The organism is Pseudoalteromonas sp. L1, from assembly GCF_021728095.1.
GTDB lineage: Bacteria > Pseudomonadota > Gammaproteobacteria > Enterobacterales > Alteromonadaceae > Pseudoalteromonas.
This window is the reverse complement of sequence record NZ_JAKKCT010000003.1, coordinates 54,179-77,815: the sequence shown is the minus strand read 5'-3', so window position 1 is coordinate 77,815 and position 23,637 is coordinate 54,179. Positions and strand designations below refer to the sequence as shown.

Here is a 23,637-nt window from a genome sequence, read left to right as displayed (position 1 = left end):
ACTGGCATTATCAAACAAAATGCGTTAGCTAATTATGATTTGTATCAATACTCGGCGCTTTGGCATACTTTCTTAGTACATCAGCGACTTCATCCTTTGCTTTCAAGCGCCTAATTTCATCAAAAAGGGCATGCGCTTGCGGGTACTGGCGTTTTAAGTAACCTAGCCATTGCTTGGTACGTGATGCAAAGTATTTTTCACATTTACTTTCATCTTGGTGCATGGAAGAGTGAATAATATGGTAAATAACATGCTCCCATTGCATTGGCGTATAAGCTTCACCATTTACATGGGCTTTAATTTGCCTTGCGAGATCGGGCATAGCCAATGCACCGCGACCTATCATTAAATCATTACAGTGGCTTCTTGTTTGACAAAGTAGGGCATCTTCAATCTGCCAAATTTCGCCATTCGCGATAACCGAAATCGCTTTATCTTTGATTAAAGGAGGAATTTTCTCCCAATAAGCAGGTGGGTTATAACCATCACGTTTTGTTCTAGCGTGAATTGCTAAGCTTGATGCTCCAGCGCTAACAACGGCATCAACAATTTCTTGACTATTGCTATCATCATCAAAACCAAGTCTAATTTTAGCACTCACCTGATGAGCTGGATCGACGGCCTCTCTGACTGTTTTAATAATGTCGTACATGTGCTCAGGATCTTTTAAAAGTACCGCACCGCCTTTACTTTTGTTGACTGTTTTTGCTGGACATCCAAAGTTTAAGTCTATCCCATGTGAGCCAAGGCGGATCGCTTTGACAGCATTATCAGCTAAAGCATTCGCGACTTGTCCAAGTAGTTGTATTCTGACCGGTGTACCAGCACGCGTATAACCACCTTCTTGCAGTTCAGGGCAGTAGCGATGAAATACACGTTCTGGTAGTGTTGCGTCAACAACACGTACAAACTCTGTGACACATAAATCGAATCCACCTAAATCTGTAAGGAGTTGGCGCATCTTAAAATCGACAACGCCTTCCATCGGTGCTAAAACTAATTGCATGGATAAATTTTACTTAACAAAAAATGGATGCGTATTCTACCTGTTATTGCCACTATGATAAATCGTAATTTGTATTTGTAGAGTGTCGATTAAATTGAAAAAGTGTGAAAGTAATTTTTATTTGTCGGGTCTAATCTAATAACCGTTATGAAAAAGAGAGTCATCATATGAACACAATTAAACATAATTCAATCGCATTAACATTAGGTGCAGTCGTTGTTGGTGCGTCAAGTTTCGCAGCAAGTGATGCGCACGCCAACCCATTCGAGTTTCAGCAAATGCAAGCTGGTTATCAGTTAGATGCTGCTGAGGGCAAGTGCGGCGAAGGTAAATGTGGCGGCGATAAAAAAGCTGGCAAAGAAGGCAAGTGCGGCGAAGGTAAATGTGGCGGCGATAAAAAAGCTGGCAAAGAAGGCAAGTGCGGCGAAGGCAAATGTGGCGGTGATAAAAAAGCTGGCAAAGAAGGCAAGTGCGGCGAAGGCAAATGTGGCGGCGATAAAAAAGCTGGCAAAGAAGGCAAGTGCGGTGAAGGTAAATGCGGCGGAGATAAAAAAGCTGCAAAAGAAGGTAAGTGTGGCGAAGGTAAATGTGGTTCAAACCACTAAGCATTCACTTAGCTTTTAAAAGGGCCATCTAGGCCCTTTTTAGTAGGAGGTAGTATGTCTTTTGAATCAACATCAGTGTTTGGGCAAATAGGGTTAGGCTTACGCCGAGAAATGCTTGATGAAATGTTAACAGGCGTGCCTAGGCCAATTGATTTTCTGGAGGTAGCACCTGAAAATTGGTTAAAGCTGGGTGGTCGGTTTGGAAAACAGTTTAAGCAGTTAACTGAACGTAACGCGTTTGTTTGTCATGGTTTATCTTTATCTATAGGTTCACCTGCTGAACTTGATGTAGAATTTGTGAAATCACTAAAGGCTTTTTTTAAAGAGCATAACGTTCGTTTATTTAGTGAACATCTAAGCTACTGCTCAGGCGAAGGGCATATGTATGATTTAATGCCTATCCCATTTACAGAAGAAGCAATCAAGCATGTTGTTACGCGCATTAAGCAAGTGCAAGATATTCTTGAACAGCAGATTGCTATAGAAAACGTTTCATATTACGCTGCGCCAGGTCAAGAAATGACAGAGCTGGAGTTTACCAACGCTGTGTTAGCAGAGTCTGATTGTAAGCTTTTAATTGATATTAATAATATTTATGTAAACTCAATTAATCATGGTTATGATGCGGAGCAATTTTTAAAAGGTTTACCTAGTCAACGAATTGCTTATGGACACATTGCAGGACACTATACAGAAGCCGAAGACTTGTTGGTTGACACACATGGCTCACCTGTCATTGACCCTGTTTGGCAACTACTTGAAAAAGCCTATGCTTTTCATGGGGTGTTTCCAACTCTTCTTGAACGCGATTTTAATATTCCACCGATGGCGGAACTGTTAGCAGAGCTAAACATTATTGAGAAATTACAATTTTCAGCAAATAAGGTGAAATACAGTGCCTAGTCATTTTACAGAAGTTCAGCAACAATTTATGGCTCATATTCGTGACCCAAATCACAATAAAAAGCCAATAAATATTGAAGAGCGAAGAATGGCAATTTATCGTGATCTGTTTTTCAATAATGTTGAAGGTTTTGTTAGTTCTGCTTTTCCTGTTCTAAAAAGTCTGTATACAAAAAGTGGTTGGCAAAATTTAATACGCCTCTTTTTTAGTCAACATAATTGTAAGTCTCCATATTTTCTTGATATTGCCGGTGAGTTTTTAGAGTTTCTAGCTACAAGTTACTCAAAGCAATCTACAGATCCTGATTTTATGTTAGAACTGGCACATTATGAGTGGGTTGAACTGGATGTATCCGTTGCACAAGCGCAGGAACACGAAGCAGCTTTACAAACAAATCAGGTTACAAATGCAGGTTTGCTTTTAAGTTGTTTGGCACGTAATTTAAGTTACACATATCCCGTTCATACAATCAGTAAAGGCTACCAACCAGAAAGCCCGCTTACGGAGCCGTGTTATTTCGTTGTTTATCGAGATAGTGACGATGAGGTGCAGTTTTTATCAACAAATGCGATGACAGCATTGCTATTAAGTATCATCGAAGCGCAACCGGGTATAAATTTAAATCTGCTCTGCCAAGAAGTGGCAAGACACGCTCCTCAATTTAGTCAAGAACAGCTATATCAAGGGGCGCTTAATACTTTAAGTGCAATGGCTGAGCGTGGCGTGATCGTTACTAAATCATAGGTCTAAAATACAGCAAAAAGCCTTTATTGATAGGGATACATCGACTATCATGTGCGCCTTATTGTGTCGTGCTTAAATAAAGGTAGTAACTATGTCGAATGATAAAGACTTTAAAGATCCGTTCAATGCAACTTATTTCATTGCGTTTTTAGCTGTATTTGTTGGTATTGGCTGTCTAAACGCTATCCTTGGTTGGATCACTGCTTTATCTTAATTTGCGAAAGTAAATTTAAGACACTAGGCTGCATTATGCAGCCTTTTTTATTACTATTGATGCAGTTCAAGGATTAATTTTGGATCTTGCTACCGACTTTCTACTAAGGTGATGTTATACTCTCGAGCTTTGTTAGATAAAATTTTTGAGCAGTATAATTATGACTCAAGCAACTTCAACGCTCATTAAACAGAGCATTGCAACTATTGCTGATTACCCAAAACCGGGCATTATGTTCCGTGATGTAACAACCTTAATGGCCAATGCTGACGCGTTTAAAGCAACAATTGACAGCTTTATATCAGCATATAAAGATCAAGGTTTTACAAAAATAATTGGTACAGAATCACGTGGTTTTATCTTTGGTGCACCACTTTCATATGCACTAGGTATTCCATTTATTCCAGTTCGTAAGCCAGGTAAACTTCCTCGTGAAGTCATTTCACAAAACTATCAATTAGAGTATGGTGAAGATACATTAGAGCTTCATACCGATGCTATAGTTGCTGGTGATAAAGTGTTATTAGTTGATGACTTACTTGCTACAGGTGGCACAATTGAAGCGACTGCAAAACTAGTGGCTAAACTAGGTGGTAACGCAACTGATGCTGCGTTTGTTGTATCTTTGCCTGAGCTAGGTGGTGAGCAACGAGTTGCTAATATGGGCATCAAAATTTTAAAGTTGGTTGAATTCGAAGGCGAATAATTAATGAGTTATCAGGTTCTAGCAAGGAAATGGCGACCACAAACCTTTCACGAGTTAGTGGGGCAGTCTCATGTTAAGCAGGCATTGGTTAATGCATTAACACAAAATAGACTCCATCATGCTTACCTCTTTACTGGAACCCGTGGGGTGGGTAAAACTACCATCGCACGTATATTCGCAAAAAGCCTCAACTGCGATAAGGGTATCTCTGCTGAGCCATGTGGCCAATGCTCAAGTTGTACTGACATTGAAGCAGGCCGTTATATTGATTTATTAGAAATCGATGCGGCTTCACGTACAAAGGTAGAAGATACCCGCGAAATCCTTGATAACGTTCAATACGCACCAACACGTGGTCGTTACAAGGTATACCTAATCGATGAAGTTCACATGCTATCTAAGCATAGTTTTAATGCTTTACTAAAAACATTGGAAGAGCCACCAGAGCATGTGAAGTTTTTATTAGCGACAACCGATCCACAAAAACTGCCAGTGACGATTTTATCTCGTTGCTTACAGTTTAATTTGAATGCGTTGTCGCAATCAGAAATTCATGAGCAGCTTGCCCATGTTTTACAGCAAGAGCAACTCAGCTTTGATGATAAATCCTTGCAAGTACTTGCGAAAGCCGCCGATGGTAGTATGCGCGATGCGCTAAGCTTAACTGATCAAGCAGTTGCCCAAACGAATGGCAATATAAGTTACCAGGCCGTACAAAGTATGCTTGGCTTGATGGATACTCACTACAGTCAAACTATGTTAGCTGCAGTACTTTGCCAAGATGGAGATGCGCTGTTATCTGAGGTAAAAAACCTTGTCAGTCGCAACCCTAATTTTGTTGCTTTGCTTGATGACCTTATTGCACTTACACATCTAATTCAGCTTGCACAGTTAGTACCCAGCGCAGCAGCACTTGATGAGAGTAATCGTGAGTTTATAGAACAGGTTGCGCAAACAACTGATGCGCAGCAGATACAAGTTTATTACCAATTACTGTTGAATGGTAAAAAAGATCTGCAATGGGCGCCGGATGCCAAACTAGGTTTTGAAATGATCATGTTGCGCTTGCTCGCATTCCAACCAACGCAATTTGCTCAAAGTCAAACACCAACGAATAGTCAACAGCAGGTTAAACCTAGCGGTGCCGGTGCACTGCGTGATATTTTGAAAAAATCAACGGCGCAACGTGAACAAGCAGCTTCAGAGCAAGCACCAGCTGCACATAGCTCTGCACAGACAACGGCTGTATCTTCAGAGCCTCAGTCAATACAAGCTGAACCTGTTGAAGCAGAGTCTATTCAAGCAGAACCTATTCAAGCAGAACCTATTCAAGCTGCCGCAGCAGAAACGGCACATAGCCATGAGCCTGCCCAGCAAGTTGAAGCAACAGCAGTAGAACAGCCAGATGCTAACCAGCAGCCCCAGCAAAACGCTACAACTGAATTGACCGCAGAAGTTAAACCAGCGCCACAACAGCAAAGCCACTCAGGGCAAGTGCCTGCAGCTGAATACTCTCCACAGGAGTATTCTTCGCAAGATTACATGGATGATCATGATGCACAAATGGACTCATCACTTGCAGCGCAATACGATGATGTAATGAATAGCGCTTATGATCAGGGCTTTACTGCCAATGAAGCATCTACAGCGCCTCAGCAACAGCAAACTGCACCAGCACAATTACAACAGCAGCAAAGTCAGGCGCAGTCGGCCATTGCTCGTATTTTACAAGACCGCAATATTTCAGGTGCTGGTCGCTTAAGTGGTACAGCTACGCAAACTAATGTTAAAGCAGAACAACAGTCTGAAGCTAAGCCGCCAGCGCAACAAAGCACAGCCGCTACGAATCATCAACCTCAGCAGCAACAAGTGGCTGCAGAAGTAAAAAAGCCCAGCCCCCAGCCGACGGGGGAGAGCAATAATAAAGTAAAAAAAGTCGACTTTAGAGAAAAGCATCAAACAATCACCGAAAATTTAGCGCCTGAGTTGCTTGAGCAAATCAATCCACAAAAAGCGCCTGAGCCTGTGATTGAAGAAGCCAGTATTCCGATACCTGATGATTTTGAAAGCCCGATCAGCAGTATTAAATTCGCACACGAACAAGATGAATGGGCGTATTTAATAAAACGTATGGGGCTAGGTGGCCGAATGCGACAATTTGCATTGCACTCGATTTTCACAAAGAATAATAATCAAATGCACATTGAAGTTGACTCATCACAGCGTCACTTAGACAGTGCAGTACTAAGGCAAAAGCTCAATGCTGCATTAAGTGAAATTTACGGTCATAATGTAGAACTAAGTATCGAGTTTGCTGATGGCGTAATTGATTCACCGTATTTGATCCAACAAAAGATTGATGCAGGTCGTCATCAACAAGCCATTGATGTAATAAATAGTGATGAAAACATAGTGCAATTTCAGCAGTTATTTAGCGCTATAATCGATGAAAACAGTATTCAGGCATTGTAATTAGTTACAATAGCCCTTATCTTCATGCCAATTAAAGTAGTTTTAGAAAGAGAGACAGTTATGTTTAAAGGTGGAATGGGTAACATGATGAAGCAAGCGCAGCAAATGCAAGAGCGCATGCAAAAAGCCCAAGACGAAATCGCTAACCTAGAAGTAGTAGGTGAAGCTGGTGCAGGCCTAGTCAAAGTAACTATGCTTGGTAACCACAATGTACGTCGTGTTGAATTAGATGAAAGCCTAATGGAAGACGACAAAGACATGATCGAAGATTTGCTTGCGGCAGCGTGTAATGATGCTGTACGCCGTGTTGCAGAAGAAACACAAGAGCGCATGAGCAAAGTAACTGGCGGTATGCAATTACCACCAGGTATGAAAATGCCTTTCTAAGTGACTCTATATGCAACTATCGCCTAGTTTAACACAGCTGATTGAAGCACTAAGATGCCAACCTGGCATTGGTCCTAAGTCGGCACAGCGCATTGCTTTTCATTTGCTTGAACGAGACCGTCAAGGTGGCAAGCAGCTTGGTCATGCATTGACTAAAGCCATGGATGAAGTAGGGCATTGTCAGTCGTGCCGTACTTTTACCGAGCAACCCGTGTGCGATATATGTTCAAGTGTTAAACGTCAAGATAGTGGTTTATTATGTGTGGTCGAATCACCAACCGATGTGCTGGCTATTGAGCAAACTGGTCAATACCAAGGTCTTTACTTTGTTTTAATGGGTCACTTGTCGCCAATCGACGGCATAGGACCAAAAGAGATTGGCCTTGATATTCTTGAAAGCAAGTTGCAACAAGGCGGCATTAATGAGGTGATCCTCGCAACCAACCCAAGTGTTGAAGGGGAAACCACAGCCCACTACATTGCTGAGCTTTGTCATAAGTATCAGGTAGGAGCATCCCGTATTGCTCACGGTGTCCCTGTTGGTGGTGAGCTCGATTTACTTGATGGCATGACCCTAATGCATGCTTTTAGCGGACGACGCGCTGTAAACCAAAACTAATACCGAAAATGGTATCAAAAGCCTGCTTCATGCAGGCTTTTTTGTGTCTATCCGCTATTTTACCCGTAAATTTAGCTTTTTGCCTTGAAGTTCAAAAAGCCTGCCCCATATAAAGAGTCATAGTGCAGATAAGACACTTTGTTAATTGGAGATTTACACAATGACTGCAGCACAAAAAGAAACATTAGGCTTTCAAACAGAAGTCAAACAACTATTAAACCTGATGATTCACTCTCTTTACTCTAATAAAGAGATTTTCCTACGTGAGCTTGTATCAAACGCGTCAGATGCAGCAGATAAATTGCGTTTCCTAGCTCTTTCAAATGGCGATTTATACGAAAATGATGCAGATTTAAAAGTACGTATCAGTGCAGATAAAGACGCAAACACAGTAACCATTACCGATAACGGTATTGGTATGAGCCGTGAAGATGTGATCAATTCACTAGGTACAATTGCAAAATCTGGCACCGCAGAGTTTTTTCAAAACCTAACAGGTGATCAAAGCAAAGATTCACAATTGATTGGTCAATTCGGTGTTGGTTTTTACTCAGCATTTATCGTTGCTGATAAAGTAACAGTGCGTACGCGTAAAGCGGGTGAAAGCCAAGGTATTGAATGGCAATCTGCGGGTGAAGGTGAGTACACATTACAAGAGATTGATAAACCATCACGTGGTACGGAAATCATCCTTCATCTTCGTGAAGACGAAACAGAGTTTGCTGATGAATTCCGCTTACGTAGCATCGTGACTAAATACTCAGACCACATTTCTATTCCAGTTGAAATGTATAAAGCAGAAGTACCTGAATCTGAAGGGCCTGACGGCGAGAAAATTCCAGCACAGCCAGGCGAGTGGGAAGGTATTAACCGCGCAACTGCATTATGGACTCGCGATAAGTCAGAAGTCACAGACGAAGAGTACAAAGAGTTTTATAAGCACATTGGCCATGATTGGGAAGAGCCACTAAGCTGGGCACATAACAAGGTTGAAGGTAAAACAGAATACACGAGCTTGTTATACATCCCGAAAAAAGCACCTTTCGATTTATGGAACCGTGAGCGTCAATCAGGTTTAAAACTGTATGTGCAACGCGTTTTCATCATGGATGACGCTGAGCAGTTCATGCCAAGCTACTTACGTTTTGTGAAAGGTTTACTTGATTCAAACGACTTACCACTAAACGTGTCGCGTGAAATATTGCAAGACAACAAAGTAACGCAAGCAATCCGTAAAGGTTGTACATCGCGTGTACTTAAAATGCTTGAGCGAATGGCGAAAAACCGTGAAGAAGATTACCAATCTTTTTGGAATGAGTTTGGTCAGGTGTTAAAAGAAGGCCCTGCTGAAGATGCGGCTAATAAAGAAGCCATTGCTAAGCTACTGCGTTTCGCTTCTACACACACCGACGAAAGCACACAAAATGTATCGCTTGAACAATACATTGAGCGTATGAAGCCAGAGCAAGATAAAATTTACTATGTAGTTGCAGACTCATTCGCCGCAGCGAAGAGCTCACCACACTTAGAGATCTTCCGTAAAAAGGGCATCGAAGTATTGCTTCTAAGCGACCGTGTTGATGAGTGGATGATGAGCTACTTAACAGAGTTCAACGAAAAATCATTCCAGTCAATTACCCGTGGTGACTTAGATTTAGGCAACATGGATGACGAAGAAACGAAAAAAGCACAAGAAGAGTCAGAAAAAGAAGTTGCTGGCCTAGTTGAGCGTATTAAAACAGCCCTAGGTGATAACGTTAAAGACGTACGCTTTACGCATCGTCTAACTGACTCGCCTGCATGTGTTGTTGCAGATGAGCACGATATGAGCTCACAAATGCAAAAATTAATGGAATCTGTTGGTCAAACAGTGCCTGAGCAAAAGCCAATTTTTGAGCTTAACCCAGAGCATCAGCTTGTTAAACACTTAAATGTTGAGCAAGATGAAGACAAGTTTGCCCAGTGGTCACACGTACTTCTAGATCAAGCATTACTCGCTGAGCGCGGTACACTAAAAGACCCTGCTGGCTTTGTAACTCGCTTAAACAAACTCATGCTAGATATAAGCAAATAAGCGTTTTAGCTGAATGAGTTGGGAAAGGGAGCAAGGCTCCCTTTTTATTGCCGTTAATATAGGCAATTGGTATAAGTTACTTGAGGTATAGCCTCAGTTGTGGAAGAATTCAGGCTTTAAAAACAAAACTCCACTGATCGACCATTTTTAAGATTAGTATCACACAGAGGACAATGATATGCGCATTATTCTTTTGGGCGCGCCGGGTGCAGGTAAAGGTACTCAAGCTCAGTTTTTGATGGACAAATACGGTATTCCACAAATTTCTACGGGCGATATGCTGCGTGCAGCAATTAAAGAAGGTACACCACTTGGTCTTGAAGCTAAAAAAGTAATGGATGCAGGTCAATTAGTGTCTGATGAAATTATCATCGGTCTAGTTAAAGAGCGTATTGCTAAGCCAGATTGCGAAAAAGGTTTCTTACTAGATGGTTTCCCTCGTACTATTCCTCAAGCAGATGCAATGAAAGAAAATGGCGTGGTAGTTGACCACGTTATCGAATTTGACGTTGCTGACGAAATCATCGTTGAACGTATGGGCGGTCGTCGCGTACACCCAGGTTCTGGTCGTGTATACCATGTTGTTTACAACCCACCTAAAGTTGATGGCAAAGATGACATCACTGGTGAAGATCTAATCATTCGTGATGACGACACTGAAGAAACAGTGCGTAAACGTTTAGGTATCTACCATGACCAAACTAAACCATTAGTTGATTACTACCAAGCTGAAGCAAAAGCAAGTAACACGCAGTACCATAAATTAGACGGTACACAAGCTGTTGAAACAGTAAGCCAACAACTTGGTGAGTTACTTGGTTAATCTTAGGATTAACTGAGCAATAAAAAACCGCCTTTGGCGGTTTTTTGCTTAATGTAACTTTAAAGCTTTTTTAAAGCCTCAATTGCACCACTGTAATCAGGCTCTTTCGATAAGTTATCGACAAGTTGTTTGTATACGATTTTGTGCTCGTCATTTAAAACAAATACGGCGCGAGTTAATAAACCCATATCTTTAATAATTAAACCATATTGCTCGCCGAAATTACGCCACACAGAGTCCGAGAGTGCCGTCACTTTGTCTATATTCTCCGCTTTACAAAAGCGCTTCTGCGCAAACGGTAAATCAGCACTTAAAGTTAGCATCGCGATACTAGGGTATTCGGCAGCTACTTTTTCATTAAAGTGTTTAGTCTGAATACTGCATACACCGGTATCTAAACTTGGCACTACACTAATAAGTACTGCTTTGCCTTTGTAGTCATTTAGAGTGACAGGTGTAAAGCTATCATCTACTACTTTAAAATTAGGTGCTTGTTGACCAACTTCAACACCTTGACCTAGTAAAGTAACTGGTTTTGATTGAGCAGATACTTTACCTGCATCAAGCGTGTTTTCTGGTAACTCACTTGCGTAACTAAATGTACATAGTGAGCCAAGTGCAAATATCAATGGGCGTATCATAACTTCATTCCTTCAAATTAACGCATTTTACATCAGTGTATTATACTGAGTTAATAGCTCCAAGGTTTACAGTAATTTAAAATTGTAAATAAAGGGTAGTTTGATTAACATGTATACGCAGCCCAATTTTTATTAATAATAACAATAATAAAGTTAGTATTTTGCTTTTCTGACTAGTTAAAAAGTGCGGATTTAGAGAGAGTGTATGTCGACATCGGTATTAGTATGTGATGATTCAAAATTAGCGCGTAGGCAATTAGCGCGCTCTTTACCAGATGATTGGGATATCAAAATTGAATTTGCAGAAAATGGAGTTCATTGCATCGAGCAAATTAAGAAACTCCAACCAGAAATATTATTTCTGGATTTAAACATGCCCGAAATGGATGGTTATGAAGTTCTTCAAGCCATTCAAGAGCAAGGGCTGCATGTTCTAACAGTCGTTGTCTCCGGCGATATTCAACCTAATGCACATCAACGTGTCCTTGAGTTAGGGGCTATCGACTTTATTCAAAAGCCTTGTTCACCTGAAAAGCTCGCCAATATCATTGAGCATCATGGTATTAAAGATAAAGCCATGCGTGAGCGTTTAGCAAATAAGTTAGGTGAGCAGGTTGATCCTGATGTACGAGATATATATCAAGAACTTACAAATGTAGCGATGGGTCAGGCAGGTGACTTACTCGCGCGTTTACTCAATGTGTTTGTCAAGTTGCCTATTCCTAATGTGAATGTCTTAGAAGTAAATGAGCTGGATATGGCACTTCGTTCTATTGATGCCAATGCCTCAACGTCTGGTGTTTGCCAGGGTTTTATTGGTGGTGGGGTATCAGGTGAAGCGTTGCTTCTTTTAAATGATTCAAGCTTTAAAGAAATCGCCTCATTGATGAACTATGAAGGTGAGTTAAACAATAAAGTTGAGCTTGAATTATTAATGGACGTCAGCAACATTCTAATTGGTGCTATTTTATCAGGGCTTTCTAAGCAGCTTGATATGCGCTTTAGCCAAGGACACCCCGTTGTTCTTGGTCAACACTGTGATGTCTCTGACTTAGTCAAAGCTAATAAATCTCGTTGGCAACGAACGTTGGCCATTGAGATCAGCTACGGCATTGAAAATCATAATATTAATTGTGATTTGATGTTGCTATTCACCGAGGACTCGTTGAAGACCTTAAAATATAAAGTAGCTTATTTACTAGAAGATTAAACTTATGCCAGCAGCCGACTTTAATATGAATGAACTCCATTGGTTAATGGATATGTTTAATACAGTTGATGTAGGCCTTGTGGTGCTCGACAGGGACTATAAAGTGTGTATTTGGAATGGCTTTATGGAGAACCATTCTGGGCTATTACCAAGTGCGGTGAAAGATAGAGATCTGTTCGATTTGTTTCCATCAATCGATGAAAAGTGGTTTCGAAGTAAATCTGAGTCGGTATTTATTCTTAACAATCGCTCATTCACTATATGGGAGCAGCAACCGTATATTTTCCGTTTTAAAAACTATCGACCTATTACCGGCAAAGCGGATCATATGTATCAAAACGCGACTTTTATACCGCTGACCACGACGACAGGTGAAGTTTCTCACATTTGTATCATTATTTACGATGTTACTGACGAAGCAGTTAATAAAAAAGAGCTTGAAGAAGCAAACTCAAAACTTGAATTAATGAGCCGTACAGATGCATTAACGCAACTTACAAACCGCGGGTTTTGGGAACAAAAGCTTCGCAAAGAATACATGAGAATTGTTCGAAGTGGTGGTTGCAGTACATTATTGATGTTTGATATTGATCATTTTAAAAACGTCAACGATGAACATGGACACAGCGGCGGAGATGAAGCGTTACGCCATGTTGCCGATTTACTGCGCAAAACCCTTCGAGAAACCGATTTAGCAGGCCGTTATGGTGGGGAAGAGTTCGCCATTACGCTATTGGATACCGATTATGATGGTGCTGTTATATTTGCTGAAAGGTTACGTGAGTTAATTGAGAACTCGTCAATCTATTACAAAGAACAGCAAATAAAACTAACTGTAAGCATTGGTTTTGCTTGTTTCGACGAAAAGTTTGACCGCTATGAAAAATGGATTGAAGCGGCAGATAACGCGCTCTACCATTCAAAAGAAAATGGTCGAAACAAAGTAACAGCTTATTCAGATTTAAAAGACTAAAGGTGTTTAGCGCTTTAGTCTTTTAAAATTCCAACTAATTTTAAGCTTAAAGGTTGCATACGTTAACCTTCATTTTTAACAAACCAGTCGCGAGAGTCTGCACTTATAAATAGCCCAAGCTACTCTGTAGCATGCCTTGTATCACTTGCGGGGCACTCACCTATTACAGATACCTCACCAGTTGCTGACTCTTGCTCTAGTTTTACCTTAAAGCCCCATAATCTATAAAGATGTTTTAATACTTCATCTTTAGATTTAGCAAGGGGGATACTGTTATGAGGCACATAGCGCAAAGTGAGTGAGCGATCGCCTCTTATATCAACATTATAAATTTGTATATTAGGCTCGTGATTGCTTAGGTTATATTGGGCTGAAAGCGTCTCTCTTACTTGGTGGTAACCTATTTCATCATGAATAGCACCGACATTAAGCGTTGGTTCTTTTTCGTGATCGATAATGGTAAAGAGCTTAAAATCACGGATAATTTTTGGCGATAAAAACTGACTTATAAAACTCTCGTCTTTAAAGTTTTGCATTGCAAAGTGGAGTGTTTCCAGCCAATCACTGCCCGCGTATTCTGGAAACCACTTTTTATCTTCCTCAGTCGGGTTCTCACAAATGCGGCGAATATCAACCATCATGTTAAAACCAAGCGCATAGGGGTTAATCCCTGAATAATAATTACTGTTGTAGGGCGGTTGATAAACCACATTGGTGTGACTTTGTAAAAACTCGAGCATAAAGGCGTCGGTGAGCTTACCCTCATCGTACAGGTGATTCAAAATGGTGTAATGCCAAAACGTAGCCCAGCCTTCATTCATCACTTGTGTTTGTTTTTGTGGGTAAAAGTATTGCGAAATTTTACGCACAATACGAATGATTTCTCGTTGCCATGACTCAAGTAGTGGCGCATTTTTTTCAATGAAATACAGGATATTTTCTTGCGGCTCTTCTGGGAAGCGACGCTCACGTTTTTTAGATTCTTGCTGTGAAGTAGGTATAGTGCGCCACAGTTCATTGACCTGCGATTGTAAGTAATCTTCACGTTCTTGCTGGCGCTTTTGCTCTTCGTATAGCGAAATACGTTGCGGGCGTTTATAGCGGTCAACACCATAATTCATTAAGGCATGACAGGAGTCGATGAGATTCTCAACCTCATTGATGCCATATTTTTCTTCGCACTTAGCAATATAATTTTTGGCAAATAATAAGTAGTCGATGATTGAACTGGCATCAGTCCAGGTTTTAAAAAGGTAATTGCCTTTAAAAAATGAGTTGTGACCATAGCAAGCGTGTGCCATCACCAAAGCTTGCATTGGTAGGGTGTTTTCTTCCATTAAATAGGCAATACACGGGTCTGAGTTAATAACAATCTCATAAGCAAGACCCATTTGCCCACGTTTATAGTTTTGTTCGGTTTGAATGAATTTTTTACCATACGACCAGTGGCTATAACCAATCGGCATACCCACACTCGAATAGGCATCCATCATTTGCTCAGCGGTTATTACTTCAATTTGATTCGGGTAAGTATCGAGCTTATAAATGTTCGCTACCCGTTCAATCTCAGTTTGATATTCTGCTAATAAATCAAATGTCCAATCAGGACCATCGCTAATACGTTTATCGGCCATACTTTACCTCACTCGCAAGGCTATGCGGCGCCTTGCTGCTGACGATTCTTTTTAAATAATTCACGGAAAATAGGGTAAATGTCCTCGACGCCACGGATATGTTGCATTGCAAAATTGTCGTGGGTTTGCGCTATAGATTGATACTCACGCCATAAACTTTGATGAGCACGGGCGGTAATTTCGATATAGGCGTAATAGCGCACCGCCTTTAACAGTTTATTACGTAAAATTTCGCCACAATTTGGCGAGTCGTCTGCCCAATTGTCACCATCAGAGGCTTGCGCTGCGTAAATGTTCCATTCCTCAGGGTTATAGCGTTCAGCAATGATTTCGTTCATCAGTTTTAATGCACTCGATACGATGGTGCCACCGGTTTCTTGAGAATAGAAAAACTCCTGTTCATCCACCTCTTTAGCTTGGGTATGATGACGAATATAGACAACCTCTATATTTTTGTAGCTACGGGTTAAAAATTGATACAGCAAAATATAAAAGCGTTTCGCCATGTCTTTAGTCGCTTGATCCATTGAGCCTGACACATCCATTAAACAAAACATCACGGCTTTGCTTGTAGGGTGGGGTCGTTTTTCATAGTTACGAAAACGTAAGTCGTAATTATCAATAAAGGGCACTGCTTTAATACGGCTTTGTAGCTCCTCGATTTGCCGTTCAAGTAAAGCAATTGCGGCCTTATCTGGCTCTTCTTCAGCTTGTAATAAGGCTAACTGACCCTCAAGCTCAGCAAGATGACGTTTTTTGCCAGCGGTCATCGCTACTCTGCGAGCAAGTGACCCCTGCAGTGAACGAACAATATCAATATTGCTAGGCATGCCGTCGTTACAAAAACCAGCACGATGGGTTTTCATCTGCACCAGTTTATCGAGCTGATTTTGTTGCAGGTTAGGTAGTTCAAGATCTTCGAACAATAAATCTAGGTATTCATCTTTTGAAATAGAGAACACAAAGTCGTCTTGTCCTTCACCTGAATCACTGGCTTCACCTTCGCCACTACCACCCCCTTGACCGCCTCCTTGCGGGCGCTTGATTTTGTCGCCCGTAGAAAATTGGTCATTACCTGGGTGGATCTGCTCACGGTCGCCACCACGTCCTTGATGAAAAATAGGCTCACTGATATCACGTTGCGGAATCGAGATACTCTCGCCGCTGGTGGTATCGGTTACGCTGCGCTTATTAATGGCATCAGATACCGCTTCTTTAATTTGTTTTTTATAACGCCTGATGAACCGTTGACGATTCAAGGTACTTTTGTTTTTTCCATTCAGGCGTCGGTCAATAAAATGCGCCATAACAACCCCCTTAAAACAAACGTTTTTTACTGCGATTTTCTAACGCGTAAATACCATTCAGAAAGTAAACGTACTTGTTTTTGGGTATAGCCTTTCTCAACCATACGATTGACAAAGTCTTCGTGTTTTTTCTGATCTTCAGCCGAAGTTTTCGCATTGAAGGAAATAACCGGTAGGAGATCTTCGGTATTTGAGAACATTTTCTTTTCAATAACCGTGCGAAGTTTTTCGTAACTGGTCCAAAGCGGATTCTTGCCTTGATTGTGTGCACGGGCACGCAGTACGAAATTGACTATTTCATTTCTAAAGTCTTTCGGATTTGAAATACCCGCAGGTTTTTCAATCTTTTCAAGCTCTGCGTTAAGTGCCGCGCGATCAAATAGCTGGCCAGTATCTGGGTCACGGTATTCTTGATCTTGGATCCAAAAATCTGCATAAGTGACGTAGCGGTCAAAGATGTTTTGCCCGTATTCAGAGTAAGACTCTAAATAGGCCGTTTGTAACTCTTTGCCAATAAACTCCACATACTGAGGAATAAGGTAGCCTTTTAAGTGGCTTAAGTAACGTTCTTCAACATCGGCAGTAAATTGCTCACGCTCAATTTGCTGCTCAAGTACATAAAATAGATGTACAGGGTTTGCAGCCACTTCAGTGGTATCAAAGTTAAATACCCGCGATAGAATCTTAAACGCAAAGCGGGTAGAAAGCCCTGTCATGCCCTCGTCAACACCGGCATAGTCGCGGTACTCTTGATACGACTTAGCTTTCGGATCGGTGTCTTTTAAGCTTTCGCCATCATATACTCGCATTTTTGAATAAATACTTGAGTTCTCAGGCTCTTTCATTCGCGAAAGCGTGGTAAATTGCGCCAGTGTTTTTAATGTGCCAGGTGCGCATGGTGCATCGTGTAATTCACTATTTTCAAGCAGTTTATTATAAATTTTAACCTCTTCAGAAACACGTAAACAATAAGGTACTTTGACGATGTAAACACGGTCTAAGAATGCTTCATTGTTTTTATTGTTTTTGAATGTTTGCCACTCAGATTCATTTGAGTGAGCTAAAATCATGCCGTTAAACGGTAAGGCACTGATACCTTCAGTCCCATTATAGTTACCTTCTTGCGTTGCAGTAAGCAGTGGGTGTAGCACCTTGATGGGTGCTTTAAACATTTCCACAAACTCCATTAAGCCTTGGTTTGCTAAACAAAGCGCACCCGAGTAGGCATATGCATCGGGGTCATTTTGTGCAAAGTGTTCAAGTTGGCGAATATCGACTTTACCAACGAGTGCTGAAATGTCTTGATTGTTTTCATCGCCGGGCTCTGTTTTAGCAATTGCGACTTGGTTTAAAATGGATGGAAAGCGCTTGACCACTCTAAATTGGCTAATGTCACCGTTAAATTCGCTTAAACGTTTTGCAGCCCATGGCGACATCACTGTTTTTAAATAACGCGGTTTAATACCGTATTCTTTTTCTAAAAGCTCAGCGTCTTCATTTGGGTCAAATAATGCCAGAGGGTGATCGTTAACAGGCGAGCCTTTAATTGAATAAATAGGCACCTGCTGCATCAGGTATTTAAGCTTTTCAGCGATTGATGATTTACCACCACCCACCGGACCAAGTAGATAGAGAACTTGCTTGCACTCTTCTAAACCCTGAGCTGCGTGTTTTAAGTACGCAACGATTTGCTCTATTGCATCTTCCATCCCATAAAAATCGTGGAAGGCAGGGTAGCGTGCAACAACGCGATTTGAAAATAGCCTGCTTAAGCGCGCATCGGTTGATGTATCGATAATTTCAGGCTCACCGATGGCCATTAAAAGCCGCTCAGGCGCGCTGGCATAAGCTGATTTATCCTTTTTACAGATCTCGAGAAATTCCTCAATACTGTATTCTTCTTCTTGCGCTGCTTCGTATCGTGATTGGTAATGCTCAAAAATACTCATAGAGACCTCCGAAAACCCGCTAAAATGACGTGTAATTAGATTAAGAGAAAAGCAAAGGTTATTTAAAGCTTAGTCACGATTTTGACTTTTTGCGCAAGAAAATTAAGAATTTAATTGAAAAAAGCTCATCTTGATTAGGCTTTTTGAGTGAGGGCTTGGCTGCGGCTTAGAAGGGGCGTGCAATAGCAATAAAAAAGACGCCGAAGCGCCTTTTTTGATTACTGTTAGTAACAGAAGATTAAGCGAAGTTAGCGTTCGCGAAGTCCCAGTTAACTAGTGCCCAGAAACCTTTTAAGTAATCTGGACGAACGTTACGGTAATCGATGTAATAAGCGTGTTCCCACAGATCCACAGTAAGGATTGGTGTTACACCTTCATCAGTTAACGGAGTTGCAGCATTTGATGTGTTTACGATATCAAGTGTGCCGTCAGCTAGTTTAACTAACCAAGTCCAGCTTGAACCAAAGTTGTTTACAGCTTTGTCGTTTAATGCATCTTTGAATGCTTCGAAAGAACCCCATTTAGCGTTGATAGCATCAGCGATAGCGCCAGTAGGCTCACCACCGCCGTTTGGAGATAGGCTGTTCCAGTAGAAAGTGTGGTTCCAGATTTGTGCAGCATTGTTAAATACACCACCTTCTGAAGAACATACGATTTCTTCTAGAGATTTATTTTCGAATTCTGTGCCTGGGATCAGGCCATTTAGTTTTACAACATACGTGTTGTGGTGTTTACCGTGGTGAAACTCTAGAGTTTCTTTTGAAATATGTGGCTCTAATGCATCGATTGCGTATGGTAGTGACGGTAGTTCAAATGCCATTTTTTATCTCCATCTTCTTGGTTGATAGTCCACCTAGTTATAGGTAATAGCAAGCTAAACAGCGTACTCACCTATACCAAGTGGTATTATAGTGTTACTATAATTGTTGAGTATTTTACTCAAGTTTTAGCAAACAGCAATGCTCTTGCTACGACTATTTAAAATTGTGGCTGTGTTTGCCATTCTAAGTAATATATCTGAGGCCACAGTGAATCTTTTTCAAGGCCAATGTAGTAAGCCAATGTATTTTGAGGTTGTAAATGGAAACCATCGATAAAATTAAACAGCAAATTTCTGAAAATCCAATCCTTTTGTATATGAAAGGATCACCAAAATTACCTAACTGTGGTTTTTCTTCTCAAGCATCACAAGCATTAATGTCGTGTGGTGAACCGTTTGCTTACGTCGACATCTTACTAAACCCTGATATCCGTGCAGAGTTACCTGCATACGCTAACTGGCCAACCTTCCCACAGCTTTGGGTTGAAGGTGAGCTTATCGGTGGTTGTGATATTATCATTGAGATGTTTCAGCGTGGTGAATTACAACCACTGATTGCAGAAACTGCTGCAAAGTACAAAGAAGAAGACGCTGAATAACCGTATTTAGTGTAGAAAGAAGCCGCAATTGCGGCTTTTTTATAGCAATTTTATTAAGCAGGCAGCAAAACATGCACGCTCAAACCACCTTGCTCACGGTTGTGTAAGCTAATTTGCCCGTGGTGTGCCTCTACTATTTCTCTGCAAAGTGCTAAACCTAGGCCACTGCCTGTTGCTTTGGTTGAGTAAAAGGGAATAAGTGCATTTGCCATTACGGCTTCACTCATGCCTTTGCCTTTATCGCTTACTGTGATGTGGGTGCCGCTTGTTTCTTGTTGTACCGTTAAACTGACATCTTCTGGGGTTGAGCCTGACTCATGGGCATTTTTTAACAGATTTATCAGCAGTTGTTCCAGTTGTGTATGATCGGCCTGAGTTGATACATCATCATTAAGAATCACATTGACCTGCCACTGATTTTTTAATTGCTCAATTAAGTTAGTCCAATTTATTGTGATTAATTGCGGGGTGGGCAGTTTGGCAAATTTACCATAACCTTGTACAAATTCATTTAAGTGCTTGATACGATCTTCTATTGTTGTAAACACTCGTTTTAAACGTGGCTCATCAACTTCTTTAGTGAGTAGTTGAGCACTATGTAGCATGGATGACATAGGACCAAGCGAGTTATTAAGTTCATGGCTAATAATGCGGATGACCTTTTTCCACACTTCGACCTCTTGACGACTGAGCTCTCTCGTTAACTGCTTAAAGACAAGTAGTTGGTGAAATTGGTTGTTTAGTAATAATCGGCCGGTAGCCATATGCCAAGTTTGTGATTCTTGCTCAGCTCTATCTAAAGTGAATAACCCATCAATACCTTTGTTGACGGCGCGTGTAAGTTGCTCAGAGCTGTGCGTAAGCAAGCTTTTAAGTGTTAAACCTTCAAGTGCTGATTGTTTTTCAAATAGGCTGCGTGCGCTGTGGTTGCTGTATACAATAAAGTCTTGGTCGTTTACGAGCAATACCGCTTGCGGCGAGCTTTGTAATACTTTATCGAGCATTAATTCGCGTTGGTAAATCCATTGCTTTTCTTGGCGAAGTTGTTTGGCGGTTTGATTATAAAGGTGGCATAAATTGCCTAATTCGTCCTTGCCGTTATATGCAAGTAATGAAGCAAGTTCGCCATCTTTAAAATTCAGCAAGCCAGTTTCAAGGGCGGCCATGCCATTGACCAGTGGCGCACTCAACTTATAAGCAAGAAAGCCTGATATACAAGCACAAAGTAAAGAAGCCAGTACTATATTTGCCCAAGGTATAGCCAAAAAGTAGCTAGTGGCCAGTAGCGGTAGAACCGCTGCCATAATGCATAAAGCAATAATTTTATAGCGGAGCATCAATATTCTATCTTAAATTTATCAAGTCTACGGTACAGAGCCTGTCTGCTAAGACCAAAATGGCGTGCTACCTTAGCAATTACACCTTGGTATTCTCGCATCGCTAGTTCAATGTCTTGTTTTGTTGGCTCCGCTTTGCTCTTTACGGTATTTTCTTTTTCAACTTGTAAGCCAAAATCGGCAAGTTCAATGATGTCCGTTGGTTTTAATACTGCAGCACGCTTACAAGCGTTTTCAAGTTCACGCACATTACCAGGCCAGCTATGGGCGAGAAGGGCTTTTTCAGTACTAAGTGACAGCATGCGCTCTGGTAAAAAGTGTGCAACCAAGGCTAAAATGTCATCTGGGCGATCAGCTAAGCGTGGTAAATTTAACTCAATCACATTTAAGCGGTAGTAGAGGTCTTCACGAAATTGACCTGTTTTAATGGCGTGGCTTAAATCTTCATTGGTTGCTGAAATAACCCTAACATTCACTTTACGGGTTTGTGTTGAACCTAAACGTTCAAATTCGCCGGTTTGTAAAATGCGTAATAGTTTCATTTGCCCCGATAGCGGCAAGTTACCAATTTCGTCTAAAAATAAGGTGCCACCGTCGGCCGCTTCAAAACGACCAATACGTTGTTTAGTAATGCCGGTATAGGCGCCAGCTTCTGCACCAAATAGCTCAGCTTCAATAAGTTCGCTTGGTAGGGCTCCTGCATTCACAGTGATAAAAGGTGCATCCGTTAATAATGAATTGGCTTGAATTATTTGTGCAATCCGCTCTTTACCACTGCCGTTAGGGCCTGTGATCAACACCGAAATATCCGACTTAGCAACCTGAATGGCAAGATTGACGATATGCTCCATGGCCGTACTTTTATAAACTAGGCCAACTAAATTGGCATTATGTACAGATGCTTCACGTTCTTGCTGGTGGCGGGCAAAGGTTTCGTTTTGTTGTTTTGCCTTACCCAGTTCTATCAGATTATTTACACAGGTAAGCAGCTTTGTATCGTCCCATGGTTTTGGTAAATAATCAGCAGCACCTGCTTTGACGAGTTCAACGGCCGTTGAAAGCTCTGTCCAAGCGGTGATTAAAATGATCGGTAAATGAGGATTAATCTCTCGTAAGGCATAAAAGAGTTCTTTGCCTTCTTCGCCTGAGGTTGTGTCGGCGGTAAAGTTCATGTCTTGAATAACAAGTGCAATACGCTGGTACTGTACAGCCTGAGTTGCCTCAAAAGGGTTGCTTGCTGTAACAACCTCAAAATTATGAATTTCGAGTAATAATGACAACGCATCTAAGATAGCAGGGTTATCATCAACGATAAGTATTTTTTCCATATTATTGTTTTAGTTTTTTCCTAATCAGGTGCAAGGTAAATGCTACACTGTTAATCCAGTGTAGCATAGGTTGGGAGAACTAAATTGTTCGGGTTGCAATGCTCGGTGAGATGTTCGCCGCACGTTTTGCTGGAGCAAGTACAGCCAATAAGCTCATAACAAACACACACAAAGCAGTACCAAGTACATAACTAATCTCTAGTTGTGCAATAGAAAAATGCTGCATAAGTAGCTGCCCTAAATAAACAGCAGCAATGATGCCAATGACTAAACCAACACTACAAATCATGGCGTTTTCAACTAAGAAGTAGCTGATGATGGCAGATTTTCTTGCACCTAGTGCACGGCGAGTACCAATTTGCTTTGTACGCTTGCTAATATTGAATAGCGTCAGGCCAAAAATACCCAGGGCAGTCACCAAGACTAAGATAGTAATAAGTACAATCAGCATACGCATCATTAACGTATCTTCTGCCATATATTGCTCTTTGTCTTCATCAAGGCCACGAATGCGAGAAATAACACGTTTGTTGTAGTTTTTTAACATGGCCTCTTCAACTCGGTTCATTACAGATTGACGTTGGCCTGGTTCAGTTCTTACTACAAATCGTGCATTACTACCGGCTTTAATAAAAGGGAGTAATGCGACATTATCAGGGCGGCTATCTTTAAGCCATGGGCCTTTCATTAAATCAATCACGCCGATGATTTTCATTGGGATATCACCAAAATAAATGGTTTGCCCAAGGCCGTTGCCATCAGGGAACAGCTCATCGAGTAGAGTTTTTGTCACAACAGTGACCTTTGAAAGCTCATCGTAATTGTCAGTGACAATCACTTCGTCTTCGGTGTAGTTGCGCCCAGCAATGAGTTTCACACCATAAGTATTGATGCCATGTTCATCGATAAACATGTAAGAAGTACGGGCTGATTTACTCTCTTCAGGCGCTGGCTTTAAGCTAAAGTCAGACGATGAGCCACTGCCTGAAAGCGGTGTATTACTTGAATACGCAGCATCGACTACGCCAGGTATTTGGCGAAGCATGGCTTCATCAAGTTCATACTGTTGAGACAGTGATACGTCTTGACCAAACATCATTACATGAAATACCAAGATATCTTCTTCAGGGTAACCGGTTTCTTGGCTTAAATAGCTAATTCTGTCTTGGATAATAAATGCAGCATTACTGACAATTGCTGTGGTAATGGCAATTTGTATAAGTAATAAGACTGCGCCAACCTTTGAGCGGCATAAGGCGTTAAAAATAGGTTTAATTTCAAACAT

The 23,637-nt window shown here is 41.2% G+C and carries 22 protein-coding genes; 13 read left to right on the top strand and 9 right to left on the bottom strand.

Going from position 1 to position 23,637, the window contains the following annotated elements; genetic code table 11:
- Positions 1–28: 28 nt before the first annotated feature.
- Positions 29–1,006, bottom strand: a complete 978-nt coding sequence (locus tag L3V38_RS10400; protein WP_237119369.1) for a tRNA-dihydrouridine synthase — start codon at positions 1,004–1,006, stop codon at positions 29–31.
- A gap of 167 nt (positions 1,007–1,173) precedes the next feature.
- On the opposite strand from L3V38_RS10400, the gene L3V38_RS10395 reads away from it, so the two are divergent.
- The 10 genes from L3V38_RS10395 (at position 1,174) to adk (ending at position 10,554) form a co-directional block, all read left to right on the top strand.
- Positions 1,174–1,611 carry a hypothetical protein gene (locus L3V38_RS10395; RefSeq protein ID WP_237119368.1) on the top strand — a complete coding sequence of 146 codons (438 nt, stop codon included), beginning with the start codon at positions 1,174–1,176 and terminating at the stop codon, positions 1,609–1,611.
- A 54-nt stretch (positions 1,612–1,665) separates the two neighbouring features.
- Complete coding sequence (locus L3V38_RS10390; protein WP_237119367.1) at positions 1,666–2,514, top strand: DUF692 domain-containing protein; 849 nt, start codon at positions 1,666–1,668, stop codon at positions 2,512–2,514.
- Complete coding sequence (locus L3V38_RS10385) at positions 2,507–3,259, top strand: putative DNA-binding domain-containing protein (protein WP_346729901.1); 753 nt, start codon at positions 2,507–2,509, stop codon at positions 3,257–3,259. Before L3V38_RS10390 ends, L3V38_RS10385 begins: the two co-directional genes overlap by 8 nt.
- Before the next feature lie 91 nt (positions 3,260–3,350).
- Positions 3,351–3,473 (top strand): hypothetical protein, encoded by a 123-nt coding sequence (locus tag L3V38_RS20215; RefSeq protein ID WP_267136360.1) that lies wholly within the window; start codon positions 3,351–3,353, stop codon positions 3,471–3,473.
- Between the two features lie 160 nt (positions 3,474–3,633).
- The gene (gene apt, locus L3V38_RS10380; protein WP_237119366.1) at positions 3,634–4,179 is read left to right on the top strand and encodes an adenine phosphoribosyltransferase; all 546 of its coding nucleotides are present in this window, start codon (positions 3,634–3,636) and stop codon (positions 4,177–4,179) included.
- A 3-nt stretch (positions 4,180–4,182) separates the two neighbouring features.
- Positions 4,183–6,651, top strand: a complete 2,469-nt coding sequence (gene dnaX, locus L3V38_RS10375; protein WP_237119365.1) for a DNA polymerase III subunit gamma/tau — start codon at positions 4,183–4,185, stop codon at positions 6,649–6,651.
- Positions 6,652–6,711: 60 nt separating this feature from the next.
- Complete coding sequence (locus tag L3V38_RS10370; RefSeq protein ID WP_016707773.1) at positions 6,712–7,038, top strand: YbaB/EbfC family nucleoid-associated protein; 327 nt, start codon at positions 6,712–6,714, stop codon at positions 7,036–7,038.
- A gap of 10 nt (positions 7,039–7,048) precedes the next feature.
- A complete protein-coding gene (gene recR / locus L3V38_RS10365) occupies positions 7,049–7,657 on the top strand; it encodes a recombination mediator RecR (RefSeq protein ID WP_130151408.1) in 609 nt (202 codons plus the stop codon).
- 160 nt (positions 7,658–7,817) lie between these two features.
- A complete protein-coding gene (htpG, locus tag L3V38_RS10360) occupies positions 7,818–9,731 on the top strand; it encodes a molecular chaperone HtpG (protein ID WP_237119364.1) in 1,914 nt (637 codons plus the stop codon).
- Positions 9,732–9,909: 178 nt separating this feature from the next.
- The gene (adk, locus tag L3V38_RS10355; protein ID WP_237119363.1) at positions 9,910–10,554 is read left to right on the top strand and encodes an adenylate kinase; all 645 of its coding nucleotides are present in this window, start codon (positions 9,910–9,912) and stop codon (positions 10,552–10,554) included.
- 59 nt (positions 10,555–10,613) lie between these two features.
- Here the strand turns inward: adk and tpx are convergent, their stop codons facing one another.
- The gene (tpx, locus tag L3V38_RS10350; RefSeq protein WP_130151410.1) at positions 10,614–11,195 is read right to left on the bottom strand and encodes a thiol peroxidase; all 582 of its coding nucleotides are present in this window, start codon (positions 11,193–11,195) and stop codon (positions 10,614–10,616) included.
- A gap of 205 nt (positions 11,196–11,400) precedes the next feature.
- Here tpx and L3V38_RS10345 point away from each other — a divergent pair, with 205 nt between their 5' ends.
- Entirely contained in the window at positions 11,401–12,405 is a 1,005-nt protein-coding gene (locus L3V38_RS10345) for a response regulator (RefSeq protein ID WP_130151411.1), read from the top strand.
- 4 nt (positions 12,406–12,409) lie between these two features.
- Positions 12,410–13,378 carry a diguanylate cyclase gene (locus L3V38_RS10340; protein WP_130151412.1) on the top strand — a complete coding sequence of 323 codons (969 nt, stop codon included), beginning with the start codon at positions 12,410–12,412 and terminating at the stop codon, positions 13,376–13,378.
- A 119-nt stretch (positions 13,379–13,497) separates the two neighbouring features.
- On the opposite strand, the gene L3V38_RS10335 is transcribed toward L3V38_RS10340, so the two are convergent.
- From L3V38_RS10335 to L3V38_RS10320, 4 genes are all read right to left on the bottom strand, one after another.
- Positions 13,498–15,012 carry a SpoVR family protein gene (locus L3V38_RS10335; RefSeq protein WP_130151413.1) on the bottom strand — a complete coding sequence of 505 codons (1,515 nt, stop codon included), beginning with the start codon at positions 15,010–15,012 and terminating at the stop codon, positions 13,498–13,500.
- Positions 15,013–15,032: 20 nt separating this feature from the next.
- Complete coding sequence (locus L3V38_RS10330) at positions 15,033–16,319, bottom strand: YeaH/YhbH family protein (RefSeq protein WP_130151414.1); 1,287 nt, start codon at positions 16,317–16,319, stop codon at positions 15,033–15,035.
- A gap of 26 nt (positions 16,320–16,345) precedes the next feature.
- The gene (locus L3V38_RS10325; RefSeq protein ID WP_237119362.1) at positions 16,346–18,268 is read right to left on the bottom strand and encodes a PrkA family serine protein kinase; all 1,923 of its coding nucleotides are present in this window, start codon (positions 18,266–18,268) and stop codon (positions 16,346–16,348) included.
- Between the two features lie 238 nt (positions 18,269–18,506).
- Positions 18,507–19,088, bottom strand: coding sequence for a Fe-Mn family superoxide dismutase (locus L3V38_RS10320; RefSeq protein ID WP_036967613.1), 582 nt, complete (start codon positions 19,086–19,088; stop codon positions 18,507–18,509).
- A 260-nt stretch (positions 19,089–19,348) separates the two neighbouring features.
- Here L3V38_RS10320 and L3V38_RS10315 point away from each other — a divergent pair, with 260 nt between their 5' ends.
- Entirely contained in the window at positions 19,349–19,687 is a 339-nt protein-coding gene (locus tag L3V38_RS10315; protein WP_062570736.1) for a Grx4 family monothiol glutaredoxin, read from the top strand.
- Positions 19,688–19,740: 53 nt separating this feature from the next.
- Here L3V38_RS10315 and L3V38_RS10310 read toward each other — a convergent pair whose 3' ends face one another.
- From L3V38_RS10310 to L3V38_RS10300, 3 genes are all read right to left on the bottom strand, one after another.
- On the bottom strand, positions 19,741–21,024 hold the full coding sequence (locus L3V38_RS10310) for an ATP-binding protein (protein WP_237119361.1): 1,284 nt from the start codon (positions 21,022–21,024) through the stop codon (positions 19,741–19,743).
- Entirely contained in the window at positions 21,024–22,352 is a 1,329-nt protein-coding gene (locus tag L3V38_RS10305) for a sigma-54 dependent transcriptional regulator (protein WP_237119360.1), read from the bottom strand. The genes L3V38_RS10310 and L3V38_RS10305 overlap by 1 nt, the downstream gene beginning before the upstream one ends.
- 79 nt (positions 22,353–22,431) lie before the next feature.
- Complete coding sequence (locus tag L3V38_RS10300; RefSeq protein ID WP_130151418.1) at positions 22,432–23,637, bottom strand: FtsX-like permease family protein; 1,206 nt, start codon at positions 23,635–23,637, stop codon at positions 22,432–22,434.